Below are 13,398 nucleotides of genomic sequence, written 5' to 3'. Positions count from 1 at the left end.
AACGAAGTGTTCCCCTGTGGGGAACAAAGTGTTTCGCCCGGTGGAACAAGAAGTTTCAAGGCATGGAACTTTCAGTTTCCTCAGGTGGAACTGTCGGTTTCATGCCTTGAAACTTTTTTAGTGTTGCGGGAATGTTATTTTCCTGCCGTTTTCTTGCCGTAGAAGAACATGAAGTAAACTCCGATAAGTATGAACGGAATACTGAGCCATTGTCCCATATTCAGCGCCATTGTCCTTTCAAAATCCACCTGGTCTTCTTTCAGGAACTCGATGAAGAAGCGGAATACGAATATTTCTGTCAGGCAAAGGCCGAAGAAGAAGCCGCGGTGATAGGGTAGGGAAGCTTTCTCCCGCTTCTGCTGCCCGCGCTTGTATAGGTAGACCATGCCCAGGAAGAAGATGAAATAAGCGATTGCCTCGTAAAGCTGCGCCGGATGGCGGGGCAGCATGTCTACCCGCTCAAAGACGAACGCCCAGGGTACATCGGTCGGCTGGCCGATAATCTCGGAGTTCATCAGGTTGGCAAGGCGGATGAAGCAGGCGGTGATAGGCGTGGCCACGGCTATCATGTCCAGCACGTCCATATAGTGCATCTTTGTTTTGCGGCAGTACATCCAGAGGGCGATAATCAGTCCCAGCGTACCGCCGTGACTGGCAAGTCCTTCGTATCCCGTCCATTTCCAGCCGCCGTCCGGAAGGAACTTCACGGGGAGTATCATTTCCCAGAAATGGTTCAGGTAATAATCCGGCTGATAGAACAGGCAGTGTCCTAATCTCGCTCCTATCAGGATGCCGAAGAAGCAGTAGAAGAACAGCGGCTCGAATGTCTTTTCGTCGATTTTCCGGTCGCGGTATTGGCGGTGTACTATTACGTAGGCAAGAGCGATACCGACAACCCATAACAGGCCGTAATATCGGATTGGAAGGCTGCCGAAAAGGTTGAACAGTTCCGGGTTGGGATTCCAGTTGATGGAGAGGAGAGTCAGCATATTCATAAGTAGTAAAAATTAGTAAGTAAATGTTGAAATTCGGCTTATATCAAGGCTGTCTGTCATTCAGCGCGCAGCGAAGAACCTTTTTTCTTTTTCTCCCGTTTCCCCTTACATCAGGAGAGGAGATTCCGCGCTACGCTCCGAGTGATAAAAACAGTATGGGATAATTAAGCGAAGGTATAAAATTATTTGAATTTCTCCGCTACCATTCTGTATGTGGGGATGTCAATTCCCTGTTCCTCTGCTGCCGTAATCATGTCGAAAAGTAATCCCTGCACTTCGCTTTGATGCCCGCGCGCCATGTCTTTTTGCATGGAAGCGGTGCTTTCGGGGGCAAGTTTGTCGATGACCTTGAGGTTGTACTCTACGATGTCTTCCTTGAAGTCAATGCCCAGTTTCCGTCCCAGTGCGGCGCTTTCCTGTGAAAGTCCGATGAAGGTGTCGCGTACTTTTCCGGGTTTCTGTACTTCGCCCATAGGCACGTCGTAATAAGCGCCGGTTACGGCCATAGCCGAGATGAAAGACCATTTTACGAAAGTGTCGCGGTTGATGTCGGGAGATATTTCCGCCTTGATGCCGCTTTCCTGTAAGTCTTGTTGAATGGCTTCCAATGTTTCACGGGAAACAACGGTGTCTTTGTGGGCTCCGTAAACCAAACGGAATATTTTTCCCATCTGTGTGATTTCGCCTTTGCCGGAAACGAATCCTACGATGTAGATGCAACCGTCCAGTACCGTAACGCCGGGAACCAGCCGCTGGATGCGAGGCCCTGTGCCGTAGACGTTCAGAATGGGGATTACCACCGTATCTTTGTGTGCGGCGCGTTTGATTAGTTCCGTAATGGAGTCTACGGAATAGCCTTTGACGCATACGAAGATAACGTCTGCCTTGCAGTCGGCTGACGAGGAAGCGAGAGCGGCGTATTCCTCCGCGGTATAAGCGGGTATCTTCAGGGTTTGCTCGCCTTTTAAGTCGGAATGTAACCGCAGGCCGTACTCGCGTATAGCGGCAAGGTGCTCGCCGCGTGCGATGCAAGTAACGTCTTTTCCTGCCAATGCGAGGAAACCTGCAATGCTTCCGCCCACGCCGCCTGTGCCTGCGATGAGGTACTTCAGATTGTTATTTGTCATTTGTAGTGTATTAGTCTGGCTCATGTCTTTATACGTTGAATCGGAAGTGCATGATGTCTCCGTCCTGCACTACATATTCCTTGCCTTCCACACCTAGTTTTCCGGCTTCGCGCACGGCGGCTTCACTGCCGTATTTGATGTAGTCTTCGTACTTGATGACTTCCGCGCGGATAAAACCTTTCTCAAAGTCGGTGTGGATAACGCCGGCGCATTGCGGGGCTTTCCAGCCTTTGCGATAGGTCCATGCTTTTACTTCCATTTCGCCGGCGGTGATGAACGTTTCGAGGTTCAGCAGGCTGTAGATGGCTTTAATCAGTCTGTTGCAGCCGCTTTCTTTCAGGCCGAGGTCTTCGAGGAACATTTGCTTTTCTTCGTAAGTTTCCAGTTCGGCAATGTCGGCCTCGGTCTGTGCGGAGATGATGATGAGCTCGGCGTCTTCGCCTTTGATGGCTTCGCGCACTTGCTCTACGTATTGGTTGCCGTCGGCGGCGCTGGTGTCGTCCACGTTGCAGACGTAGAGCACCGGTTTCGTTGTGAGCAGGAACATCTGCTTGGCGCACTGTTCTTCATCGTCGTTCTGAGGTATTACGGTGCGGGCGCTCTGTCCTTGTTCCAGCGCGTCTTTGTAGCGGAGCAGGAGTTCGTACTCTACCTTCGCCATTTTGTCTCCGCCTACTTTGGCTATCTTTTCCACGCGCTTGATGCGGTTTTCCACCGTATCAAGGTCTTTCAGCTGGAGTTCGGTATCGATGATTTCCTTGTCGCGTACAGGGTCTACGCTACCGTCCACGTGTACGATATTGCCGTTGTCGAAGCAGCGCAGTACGTGGATGATGGCGTCGCACTCGCGGATGTTGCCTAGAAACTGATTACCCAGTCCTTCACCTTTGCTGGCGCCTTTCACCAGTCCGGCAATATCGACAATATCGCATACGGCGGGTACGATACGTCCCGGATGAACGATTTCGGCGAGTTTGGTCAGTCGCTCGTCGGGTACGGATACCTGTCCCATTTGGGCGTCGATGGTACAAAAAGGAAAGTTTGCCGCCTGTGCTTTTGCGCTGGACAGGCAGTTGAAAAGAGTGGATTTCCCTACGTTGGGCAGTCCCACTATACCTGCTTTTAATGCCATAAGTATATCTTGTTTTTTAATTATTATTCAGCTAATTGGCTGCAAAGATAGTCTTTTATCTTTTCTCTTCTTCGAACATTTGGTGAAAAATGCTTCTTAGGCGTATCTCATCCGCTATGATGGTTTGCAGCTCTTTCAGCCGTCCGGCGTTCTTTGAGTCGGGAAACCAGAGCTTCAGATAGCCGCCGGAAGCGTATTTCTCCATCAGATGTTTGTAGAAACGTTGGTAGTGCCATGCTTCGTCCGCCGTAGGATTTTGTTTCAATCCGTATTGTACGGTACGGCGCAGGGTGATGTCAGCGTCGATGATGCGGTCGGCTTCGGCTACGATTTTACCGTAGATGCTGCGTGGCTCATGGTCGGTGGATGCCCGGTGGTCTTCTACGGCTTCACGCATAATCTTTATCTCTGCTTTGTCGAACCATTGCAGAAGGTTGGCGTCTGCCGCTATGATTTCTCCCGAAACGAGGTGATGCGTGGCACGGTCGCGGCACAGTCCCGTGTCGTGATAGGCCGCTATGGTGTAGACAAGACGTTCGTCCGCTTGGGGGTAGAGTTTGGCGAGAGCGAGGCTTTCGTCGATCACTGTCTGTACATGCGAGAGGTTATGAGCCTTGTCAAAGTGTTCATATCGGGGAATGATTTCTGTTTCGATGTAGCGGATAAGTGTCTGGGGTATCATGTTTTTATATTCTTGCTCGAGAATACAAAATTAGTGATTTATATGGATTCAGCCATAACCCGGATAGCAGATAATATAACCTCAACCACAGATTTACGGTAATCTTTCCTTCGAATATGTAATTTGGGTTATAATATCCGTAATTTATCTACCCTGCCATGATATGCTTTCCGCTACTTTTGTATTCAAAAGTCCAGCAGTCCCCGTCGTGGTGGCAATTCGGACATGCTTTGATAACATAAAATCCGACTAACAATGAATACCAAAATCTTCAAATCGGCAGTTATTACCTCCTTCATAAGTTCCTGTATGCTTATGGGATGTAATAGTAACAGAACAAACGATGAGACAAATTCTGCCAATCAAATGAATGCACTTAATCTGACTTCAGAATGGGACAAGACTTTTCCCAAAAGCGAGAAAGTAAACCATAGTAAGATAACTTTCCATAATCGTTATGGCATCACGCTGGCGGCAGACCTTTACACGCCCGTAAATGCCTCAGGGAAACTTCCGGCAATCGCTGTCAGCGGACCGTTCGGAGCTGTCAAAGAACAGTCTTCCGGATTGTATGCCCAACAGCTTGCCGAAAGAGGTTTCCTTACCATCGCTTTTGATCCCTCATATACCGGAGAAAGCGGAGGAGAACCGCGCTATGTGGCTTCTCCCGATATTAACACGGAAGATTTTAGCGCAGCCGTTGATTGCCTGATGAACCGTGAGGATGTAGATTCCGAAAAAATCGGTATCTTAGGTATCTGCGGTTGGGGAGGAATAGCTATACAGGCAGCTATCAACGACCCACGCATAAAAGCTACTGTGGCATCTACCATGTATGACATGACACGCGTAAATGCCAACGGATATTTTGACTCTGAAAACACGGCAGAACAACGCAATTTCAAACGTGCGGCTATGGTTGCGCAACGTACCGAAGATTATAAGAGCGGCTTTTACAAATCGGGAGGTGGAGTTGTCAGTCCTCTCCCTGACGATGCGCCCCGGTTCGTGAAAGACTATTACGCTTACTACAAAACTCCACGTGGCTATCATAAACGTTCGCTCAATTCAAATAACGGCTGGAACGTTACCTCCAATCTTCCTTTTCTTAATTTCAAATTCTTTGACTATGCCGATGAATTGGAAAGCGCGGTGATGATTGTACATGGCGACAAAGCGCATTCGTTCTATTTCGGTAAAGATACGTATGCCCTTTTGAAAGGCGATAATAAGGAGTTTGTCGTTGTCGCAGGCGCAAACCATACAGATTTGTATGATGGACTTAGCGTAATCCCTTTCAATAAGATAGAAAGTTTCTTCAATGAAAATCTGAAATAAACCAAAGGGAGAAAATCGTTGTGCCGTACAAGACGGTATGCGGCGAATTTATCCTTTATTTATAGAGTGCGATGCACTTGTTATGGCACCACCATCCTAATTTCACAAAGCCTGCCGTTTCTCTCTTATGAAGGCGGAAATACAAAAAGAGCCGGAATACATTTGTATTCCGGCTCTTTAGTTTATAGAAAGGTTTTGGGTTATTGTTAGCAACTAAAGTGTATTTAAGAGAGAATGAATAGATTACATGTTAGGGTTGTCCATTGTCACCGTCATCTCAGGGATGAGGATGTATGTATTCTTTTTGTTGTTCCATTTATAATAGGTGGTGGTAACCGATTTACCCTGATAAGCATAACGGATACACATATCATTGGTCCATGTATTCTTTACGGCATTCCATTTCAGTGCCTCGTTTTCTGTCATGCGGTTCTGGTCGTCGTACTTATAATTGTACTTCATATAGTTGGCAAGCGTGCTGCCGTCCATCTTATAAACTGTTTCAGCAACCTTCACTCCATTCACTTCTTCCGAATTGTAAATAAGGTTACTTTTGTTGTCTGCCGATGCGCTCATTCCACACACAAAAAGAAAAGAGAATAAAATCAAAGTTTTTAAAGTTTTCATGGCTTTATGTTTTTAGAGTTGTACTTGCTATTTTCTATCAATATGTCATTGATTACGCTGCAAATGTACGTAATAAATTGACATAAATAAAATAATAGGGATTTATTTTATCAATATGTCAGATTGTACGGAGGGGATATGCTTTCTTTTTGGAAAGATTGATTAATAAAAAATATCCGGCAGTGAGGATGCCGGATATTCTGGTGAGCAAATTGTATTTTAAAGCGATTACTTCTGTTGCTTTCTGATTGTAAGTTAAATAAAGTTATAGACCGGATCAGTGTGCTTCCAACCAGTTCTTTCCCCAACCGCAATCGGCTTTCAGGGGTACCAGCATGCGATATGCCCGTTCCATCTCTTCGATTACAATTTTCTGTATAATCTCTTTTTCTGCCTCGGGAACGCTGAAATTCAGTTCGTCATGGACCTGTAAAATCATCTTTGCTTTCAGATTGTTACTTTATTACTTTGCTTTTCCAGATATGGTACGTCCATTCCGCATGGCTGCTGCCCGAAGGTTGTACATCGGGGGCTGCCTTGCTGACCGTAAAATAGAATTCCGGTTCTTCCCAGTCTTGTAAGTGGCCGAAATTATCCCTCAGCAAAGTGGCATTGTGGTTTCTTGGATAGCCGGTATCATTCGGGGTGATCCGGTAAATCGGTGTCCAGCTACCTCTTTGATTGGTGAAGTCAGAAAGGTTCATGTAGTCTATTTCCAATGAAGAAGTCAGGTAATTGGGATAATCACTGGGCATAGGCTGTACCGGACGTATCATGACGATTTTATCCGCATCCTTGTCAATTGCAAATTCCGAGTTGCAGGTATAATCCTGTGACTGGTTGTCAATGGCTTTTAAACCTGTCTGTACAATTGTTTGCGGGGTACTGATGGAATATGTATCCATATTACTAAAATCTGCTTCGGCCCAGACGATGCGTGTACCACCGATATCACCTACGGTATATGTCAGCAGTAGCTTACCTTTTCCGTCCAAAGATACGACAGAAGGCTGGCCTACTCCCCATGACTTACCGCCTCCACCTATTTCCTGGTCACCTTCGCTCGACCATGTTTTCTTCACAATCTGTTGCGGATACTTCACCCAGCTATCTGCATCAAGGTCGTTGCTGAACGCGACACCGATTTCATTGTAATATACCCCGTACATATTACTCAGGAAGAACATGGCATACTTGTAGGTAGTATTCTTCCAAGTGAAGCTACCTTCGATAACAGAAGGGTCACAGGTATGGTGATCGTCCCATGAACCTGATACACCAGGCTGCAATACACTTTTGGCAGCAGTCTGTGTACCATCCGGGTTGATCTTGATATGGAAGATATTATCGACCATGATCAGGTTTTCCGGATTGCCGCAGAAGTATAGGTGAACTGTCCCATCAGCTTGTTTCAAGGCACTTGGGCAGTAAGAGTACTTGCTTTGGCCTTGGAAACCGAATACGAATTCCGGTTTTGTGATGGTTACGGTAGGTGTAGGTGTTGGAGGGTCTATCGGAGGGGTTTCTCCGGGGTCGGTGTCCGAGCAGGAACACATGAGCCATAAACTTATGAAACCCAATAGATATTTAGTCATAATGCTTATTATTTATTGAAGTGAGCCGGTTGCTTGGTCAGTAACTGGACGAAATGTTGTTTGATATTCTCAGCCTGAATGGAATCTACTGTCAGGTAGTAACGGTTTCCTGCGGCATCGGGAGTAAATTCAGTAGCACCTTGGTCCGTTACGTTTATTTTACCTGCCGGAGAAACGTTGAAATAGGACGGACCTTCAACAGAATACAATACGGAAGTCAGGTCCCATGTAGGACGGTCGTAAGGCATCTGCTGGTAGCTTTTATATGCTTCTACCATTGGGTGCATAGGAGCCCATCCGAAATCGTTTTCAATGCTGCTGCCGGGATAGTTGATGGCGATACCTACTTCGAAAGGAGAGGTCACCAGTGTGGTAGGCCATTCGGAGAATATCTTCTTTGCCGCCGGAATGTCTTTCACTACATTATATTCAAACAGGTTGGGATTGTTGAAACAGCCTGCCATGGTACACAGCAGTTTTACTTTTTGGGCAACAAGCTCTTTTCCTGTCAGCGGAGATACATCGTCAGCCGGAGTATCCAACAGGCGTGCAAGGTTCGTGGAGAAACCTACGGAGATGATGGTAACGGAACTGTCCGGTTGCTGTGCCAATAGCTTACGATAGAGGGCAGGTGCTTCCGGCAGTTGGTTATAGTCACCTTTCAGTGAGCGCTTGAAAGCCGGTTCACCGTTATCCTTCTGGATGAGGCATACGGCTTTGGCATAGTTTGTAGCATCGTTCTCACAGTCGGCTCCGTTGTGTATGATTCCGATAGGAATTTGAGGATAGCCGTACCAGGTATTCATGATGTCGGTGTATTCGGCCGGATAGGTTCCTTCTTTGTTGATGGTGATGCCTAATAAGTCGATATCTCCTGCGTCCAGATACTTGTAAAGCATATCCAGTGCCAGTGCATCGTCCACGTCGTTACCTATATCCGTTTCCAGAATAATTTTGGGTACATTCGGGGTGACTTCCGCAGTTTGTTGTTTCTTGGAAGTGCAGCTTGATAGAGCCAATACTAACAAGCCAATCAAATAAAGTTTGCTCTTTCTCATGACGGTATATTTAAAAAATTAGTGACTGGGTGAAATAGATATATAGAGTTCGGGAATCACTTGTTGGAGTGCTTTCTCGTTCTCGTCAAGGTCCGGACGATAGTAAATCTCTTTATCGGAAGACTTATCGGTGTATGAAAACTGGAATCGTCCGTCGTCTCTTATCTCATCAAGGTTACAGCGGCGCAGTTCATTTGCTACAATGCGGTCGCCTTTGTTGCTTTTCCCTTCTTTGACGAGGCGGTATTCTCCGGTGGGAGTGCAAATGATCTCCCTTTGTGTTGCTTTCAGCCAGATGGCACTTTCCCATACGTGGAACGGACGGGGGTAGCGGTTGAGGTCTATATCAACCGGATAGTCGGCATTCATGGCACGGAGGAAGTCATATTGCAGTTTCTGGGTGAAAGCAAAATCAAGATACCGTTGCAATTGGGGATTCATCTTTCGGATAAAATCCATATCGGGTAGTTTCCAGTAGGTATTGTTACAGTCTTTTACGAAGCCTCCGTCTTTGCCTGCACATGGATAGATGGCTACGGGTAAATCTGATTTCAATATTCTGTTGAAAGCGAACACGTCCAGTGCTACATTCCACTCACCGCCCGGAATAGCATTTGCCCCGGCATCGCTTCCCAATTCATGGTTCTTGCTTGCTGTCCCGGCACTCAGATGAATTTTGTGTATCTTCTGTTTCATCAGCTTGGGGGCACGATTGTAGGCAACTGCCAGTATTCTTGCCGAACCGAATGACAATACTTCTACGGGTTCTTTGCTCTTTTTCAGAACTTCCAGCAGTATATCGATTGCCTCCTGCTCATAGCCTGGCAGATACTCCATCCGGTCTTCTTCCGATTTCATCATGGATAGCGGACCAATGCCATAAGGTATCCTTTTGTTGAAGATATAACTTAATTGTTCCACAGGGATAATTCCGGCTTCCCTCGGACCACGCGGGTCTTTCCACAGGGTGGGATGGTCGGCGGTATCTTTCCTGAATGCGTCTGTGATGTCCAATAAGACGGCTTTCAGGTCTACATCGGGCAGTCCGAAGCCCATAATGAGGTCCATGTTATCTCCCGGGTCCTGATACGGATGATATAAGTCGGTGATTACTACTACGGGAATCTTTTTGTATTGCCCTGATGCCTTCCCACAGGGGAAGGCAAGAATAAGAGCAATGCATACTATTTGCAGGATTGTTTTATTCATTTGAAATAGTTTTTGAGATTAAACGTAGCCGAATACAGGTCGTATGACCATAGCCAGTTTTCGCCTGTCATGGCGGGAGTGAAGTACATCACCAGTTCATCGTCATTAAGCATGTAACCTTTCGTATCCGTCAGGATACCCGGATTGTGATTTCTTGGGAATCCTGTTTCTTCCGGTCCTGCATGGCCTATTTCAATCCATCCGTCTTCTTCGGTGAAGAAACCTTCTGTTCTTGGTTTGTATGCCAGTCGGCAGACATCCCCTACCCAGGTCGGTATCTCCTTGATGGGGGATACACGGGTTTCCGAAACCATGTATATATTTTTATCGGACATGGCAGGATAGCTGTTACCGCCAATGAATGGAACTTTCCGCTCTTCGCCCAGTACGATGTTATCCAGGTCATTCAACTTAATTTCACGCATACAGAAAGGTCTGTTTCCGGTGGTTGAGGTGTAGAATAACAGGATGGTTGTAGAGTCTTTGACGATTGTTGTACTTTGTCCCACACCCCATTTGGTGGTATCTTCGTAAGCCACCAGCGGATTCCGGTCGAACTTGATATACGGGCCTTCGATGTTCTTGGAAATGGCCAGTCCTATCTGGTTGTGGTTACAGTCCCAGCGGTCTACGCCCAGGTAGGTCATAATCCAGTTGTAAGTTTCTCCTTTATAAGTCGTTTTAAACTCACGTACGTCCGGGTCGCAGATGTGGCAGTTATCCCAACCTGTTTCGGAAGGTTCGATGATCTGTGTGCCGGGTTGCCATACATAGCCTTTCTCCGTGGGGATTCCTTTGTATAGATAAACATAGTCCACAATCTTGAACGGATCACGATTCTCACATACAAAGCCGTACCGGATGCCGTACTGGTCTTCTATGATACTCGGAGCATAGTTATAATGCCCGGCACCGCCGCTGAATTCATACCGGATTTGCGGTGTGAGTGCCTGCGGCTCATTGCCGTCATTGCCCTTGCAACCCAAGAGTGTGAGTAAGGCAAGGTATATATAGGTCTTATAGCTGTTCATCTCCTTAGATTTAGTTCGTTAATAATAAAATCAATCCTCGACTTGTATGTTTTTGACAGGCCGGATCATGGCTGCACGTGCTTTTTGTCCGTCGCCCCAACCCCATGTGTCGCGGTAACCGCCGGAATCTCCCAATGACATGCCGCCGTGGGTAGGACTTAATGAATTTCCGCTGCGAACGGCGCAGAGCCAGGTGCGGTCCATCATTCCGGTTTCATTTCTCCAACCGCTTTGGGGCAGGAAGAGACAACCGAGTTGTTTCAGGTTATCTTTAGTGGCACGTTTGGCAGTAGCCTCGTCAACACCGATAATGATACCGTCGGTTTTAAATCCGGTCTGGGCTGCTGTAACCCATGTTGCTCCTTTTTCCCAGAGAGCTGCCATCTCTTCCGTGGTAGGTACACGCCAGCCTTCGGGAGAAGGGTCGTTTTCGGTAGTCCAGTTGGTGCCGTCGTTTGTATAGCTGGAAGGCCAGTTAGCCGGTGCCGGATCGTCCTGCGGGCCAGCCGGATAACCTACTTTGCGGTTGAACTGATATAGTTGTCCTATATCATCGGGAGAGGTTGCGAAAGTTCCCGGAGTGCCTACATTCTTGGTAGACCATACAAGGCCGTTTATCAGCACTTCGTCTTCACCCAGTACCATTGTTTCCTGCAATACCTTTGATTTTAATATCCGGGTACCGGAGCTTACTTCAACGATAACCGAACGGTTCTTTACAAAAGAGGTGGTCGGCTTTACAGTAACGGTGATTACTTTTCTGCCGCTTCCTGATGTTTCACTCAGTGTGCACCAGCCCTGGGCTGAGCTATTGGAATTGGTCAGTTCGGCTGTCCACGACTCATTGCCGTTGACCGTCAGTTCATAAGTTCCGCCATCAGCGCTTACAGGTATGGCTACCGGGAATATGGCGAACTCATTGGGATTGCTTTCGATGACATAATCGGAATCGTTTCCGCATCCCCATAATGTCAGCAGTATAATGACTGCTCCTATTAAGTATTTTGTATTGATCATAGCTCAAATGTCTTCAATTAGTATTGGTCATTCTGGTTCAAATTCGGATTGTTGTCTACTTCGCTTTGTGGGATTGGCATGCGGATGGATTTATCGATTATAAAGTTATTGAAGTCGCTGTCGCGTGCTTTCAATTCGTCCAATGTGGCCTGGTCGTTGATGCCCCAACGTTTCAGGTCGACCCAACGCACGCACTCCATGGCAAGCTCCAGGGCGCGTTCTATCTTCAGGTGTTCACGGAAAGCATCCTTGTTGGTGCTGATCTGGGAACCGTTGTAGTATTTGCTATCCTCTATTTTGGGCAGATTGACACGGTTGCGTACGCGGTTGAGGCATTCAATGGCTTTTGAAGGCGGTGTGGTATTCAGTTCGTTGAGTGCTTCGGCATACAGTAACAGCATATCAGCATAACGCAAGGAACGGAAATTATTATCATTCCAATAATACAGTGGGGAGGCATCTGTGCTATATTTCTTGATGAAGACGCGGTTACCCCAGTCGCTGTTCCATGGAGAGCCGTATATCAACTGGTTGGGATATTCGGGGAAGTCGGAAGCTGCACCGTCATACCATAGTGTGTAGAACAAGCGGGAATCGTTCTTTCCATCCGTTGTTTGTTCGCGCTTGTAGTAGTCCACCAGCCAGCGCCTTGCTTCAATGTTGTTCCAGCCAATTCCGGTAGGAGCCTGGTTCATTTCAATCTGTGTACCCAGTTGTGCATTCGGATCCAGGTAGTTGTCTGTCTGGTCGAAGCCCACCTTGTTGGTCAGAGAGAAGTGAATCTCATACAGTGACTCTTTGTTATCTTCCGTATAGTTGCTGAAGTTGTCAGCCCAATTGGGTACCAGTGTGTAGTAGTTCTTTCCTTCGCCATCAACGAGCCATTCGAGGCATCTTTTGGCATCCTCCCATTTGTGATGCTGTGCATAAGCTTTGGCCAATAATCCGTAGGCGGCGCCTTTCGTTGGGCGGCCGTAGTTATTGGCGTCACGTGTGGAAGGGAGCTTGGTGATGGCATCTTCCAGGTCTTCTTCTATCTGGGTTAAGATTTCATCGGCAGTGGCCTGCATAGGCTTATCGGCGGCTGAAGAAGTGCTTAACACGAGAGGTACATTGTCCCACAAGGCAGTAAGATAGAAGTAATAGAAAGCACGTAGGAACTTAGTTTGTCCAATGAGGTCATCCCTGTGTGTTTCATTGCTGAACGGTACATTGCCAATGTTGTCCAGTACCTGGTTGGCACGGAAAATGGCTGTATAGTGTTCCCGCCATATCTTGGCGTTGACTTCTGAAAAGTTATAATCGGTAAAGATGAACTTGGTGTACTCGTTCAATTCGGTCCATCCGGCATAACTTACGCCTTCGTCCGCCATACCTATCATCTGTGTGTAGATATTACGTGTCCAGGTTCCCTGACGGTAGAACATTCCGTATACGGCTACTACACCGGCTTCAACGTCAGATTCCGTCTTCCAGTATACGCCTGTACTCAGGGTATTTTCATTTTGCAGATCAAGCAAAGAAGGGTCGCACGACGTAAATAATGCCGTGACACCGCATAATATATAAAGAGCTATTTTTTTCATT

At 47.0% G+C, this 13,398-nt stretch carries 12 protein-coding genes and 1 pseudogene; 1 reads left to right on the top strand and 12 read right to left on the bottom strand.

What is annotated here, in order from left to right:
* Positions 1 to 134 precede the first annotated feature (134 nt).
* The 4 genes from lgt to BHV73_RS09900 all read right to left on the bottom strand — a co-directional run bounded on the left by lgt (position 135) and on the right by BHV73_RS09900 (position 3,936).
* Positions 135 to 989, bottom strand: a complete 855-nt coding sequence (gene lgt, locus BHV73_RS09915) for a prolipoprotein diacylglyceryl transferase (RefSeq protein WP_039950833.1) — start codon at positions 987 to 989, stop codon at positions 135 to 137.
* Positions 990 to 1,177: 188 nt separating this feature from the next.
* A complete protein-coding gene (locus tag BHV73_RS09910; protein ID WP_039950747.1) occupies positions 1,178 to 2,122 on the bottom strand; it encodes a ketopantoate reductase family protein in 945 nt (314 codons plus the stop codon).
* 28 nt (positions 2,123 to 2,150) lie between these two features.
* Positions 2,151 to 3,254, bottom strand: a complete 1,104-nt coding sequence (gene ychF / locus BHV73_RS09905) for a redox-regulated ATPase YchF (RefSeq protein ID WP_009121956.1) — start codon at positions 3,252 to 3,254, stop codon at positions 2,151 to 2,153.
* A 55-nt stretch (positions 3,255 to 3,309) separates the two neighbouring features.
* Positions 3,310 to 3,936: an HD domain-containing protein gene (locus BHV73_RS09900; RefSeq protein WP_286738157.1), complete on the bottom strand. Its 627-nt coding sequence runs from the start codon at positions 3,934 to 3,936 to the stop codon at positions 3,310 to 3,312.
* 315 nt (positions 3,937 to 4,251) lie between these two features.
* Between BHV73_RS09900 and BHV73_RS09895 the strand changes: the two genes are divergently transcribed.
* On the top strand, positions 4,252 to 5,274 hold the full coding sequence (locus BHV73_RS09895) for an alpha/beta hydrolase (RefSeq protein WP_286738341.1): 1,023 nt from the start codon (positions 4,252 to 4,254) through the stop codon (positions 5,272 to 5,274).
* 243 nt (positions 5,275 to 5,517) lie between these two features.
* Here the strand turns inward: BHV73_RS09895 and BHV73_RS09890 are convergent, their stop codons facing one another.
* The 8 genes and pseudogenes from BHV73_RS09890 to BHV73_RS09855 all read right to left on the bottom strand — a co-directional run bounded on the left by BHV73_RS09890 (position 5,518) and on the right by BHV73_RS09855 (position 13,397).
* The gene (locus tag BHV73_RS09890; RefSeq protein WP_009121953.1) at positions 5,518 to 5,901 is read right to left on the bottom strand and encodes a DUF3836 domain-containing protein; all 384 of its coding nucleotides are present in this window, start codon (positions 5,899 to 5,901) and stop codon (positions 5,518 to 5,520) included.
* A gap of 277 nt (positions 5,902 to 6,178) precedes the next feature.
* Positions 6,179 to 6,361 (bottom strand): annotated as a pseudogene (locus BHV73_RS09885) (DNA polymerase); the annotation flags it as partial.
* Positions 6,357 to 7,496 carry a glycoside hydrolase family protein gene (locus BHV73_RS09880; RefSeq protein WP_118466866.1) on the bottom strand — a complete coding sequence of 380 codons (1,140 nt, stop codon included), beginning with the start codon at positions 7,494 to 7,496 and terminating at the stop codon, positions 6,357 to 6,359. The gene BHV73_RS09880 and the pseudogene BHV73_RS09885, both read right to left, overlap by 5 nt.
* A gap of 8 nt (positions 7,497 to 7,504) precedes the next feature.
* Entirely contained in the window at positions 7,505 to 8,554 is a 1,050-nt protein-coding gene (locus tag BHV73_RS09875; RefSeq protein ID WP_118466865.1) for a nucleoside hydrolase, read from the bottom strand.
* Between the two features lie 18 nt (positions 8,555 to 8,572).
* Positions 8,573 to 9,763, bottom strand: coding sequence for a nucleoside hydrolase (locus BHV73_RS09870; protein WP_118466864.1), 1,191 nt, complete (start codon positions 9,761 to 9,763; stop codon positions 8,573 to 8,575).
* On the bottom strand, positions 9,760 to 10,794 hold the full coding sequence (locus BHV73_RS09865) for a glycoside hydrolase family protein (RefSeq protein WP_087412226.1): 1,035 nt from the start codon (positions 10,792 to 10,794) through the stop codon (positions 9,760 to 9,762). Before BHV73_RS09865 ends, BHV73_RS09870 begins: the two co-directional genes overlap by 4 nt.
* 30 nt (positions 10,795 to 10,824) lie before the next feature.
* Positions 10,825 to 11,811, bottom strand: a complete 987-nt coding sequence (locus BHV73_RS09860; RefSeq protein WP_087412227.1) for a BACON domain-containing protein — start codon at positions 11,809 to 11,811, stop codon at positions 10,825 to 10,827.
* A 17-nt stretch (positions 11,812 to 11,828) separates the two neighbouring features.
* A complete protein-coding gene (locus BHV73_RS09855) occupies positions 11,829 to 13,397 on the bottom strand; it encodes a RagB/SusD family nutrient uptake outer membrane protein (protein WP_286738148.1) in 1,569 nt (522 codons plus the stop codon).
* Position 13,398: the final 1 nt, after the last annotated feature.

The sequence above is a fragment of the Bacteroides sp. 44_46 genome, from assembly GCF_001915465.1.
GTDB classification, from domain to species: Bacteria; Bacteroidota; Bacteroidia; order Bacteroidales; family Bacteroidaceae; genus Bacteroides; species Bacteroides clarus.
The sequence above is the reverse complement of the archived record's forward strand: the minus strand, read 5'-3'. Positions and strand labels throughout refer to the sequence as shown.

Excerpts from the sequence above, each read along its gene's own strand:
- BHV73_RS09860 (WP_087412227.1), bottom strand. The coding sequence starts at position 11,811 with ATGATCAATACAAAATACTTAATAGGAGCAGTCATTATACTGCTGACA.
- BHV73_RS09865 (WP_087412226.1), bottom strand. The coding sequence starts at position 10,794 with ATGAACAGCTATAAGACCTATATATACCTTGCCTTACTCACACTCTTG.
- BHV73_RS09910 (WP_039950747.1), bottom strand. The coding sequence starts at position 2,122 with ATGACAAATAACAATCTGAAGTACCTCATCGCAGGCACAGGCGGCGTG.
- BHV73_RS09895 (WP_286738341.1), top strand. The coding sequence starts at position 4,252 with ATGGGATGTAATAGTAACAGAACAAACGATGAGACAAATTCTGCCAAT.
- BHV73_RS09900 (WP_286738157.1), bottom strand. The coding sequence starts at position 3,936 with ATGATACCCCAGACACTTATCCGCTACATCGAAACAGAAATCATTCCC.
- BHV73_RS09870 (WP_118466864.1), bottom strand. The coding sequence starts at position 9,763 with ATGAATAAAACAATCCTGCAAATAGTATGCATTGCTCTTATTCTTGCC.
- BHV73_RS09890 (WP_009121953.1), bottom strand. The coding sequence starts at position 5,901 with ATGAAAACTTTAAAAACTTTGATTTTATTCTCTTTTCTTTTTGTGTGT.
- BHV73_RS09875 (WP_118466865.1), bottom strand. The coding sequence starts at position 8,554 with ATGAGAAAGAGCAAACTTTATTTGATTGGCTTGTTAGTATTGGCTCTA.
- lgt (WP_039950833.1), bottom strand. The coding sequence starts at position 989 with ATGCTGACTCTCCTCTCCATCAACTGGAATCCCAACCCGGAACTGTTC.
- ychF (WP_009121956.1), bottom strand. The coding sequence starts at position 3,254 with ATGGCATTAAAAGCAGGTATAGTGGGACTGCCCAACGTAGGGAAATCC.
- BHV73_RS09880 (WP_118466866.1), bottom strand. The coding sequence starts at position 7,496 with ATGACTAAATATCTATTGGGTTTCATAAGTTTATGGCTCATGTGTTCC.
- BHV73_RS09855 (WP_286738148.1), bottom strand. The coding sequence starts at position 13,397 with ATGAAAAAAATAGCTCTTTATATATTATGCGGTGTCACGGCATTATTT.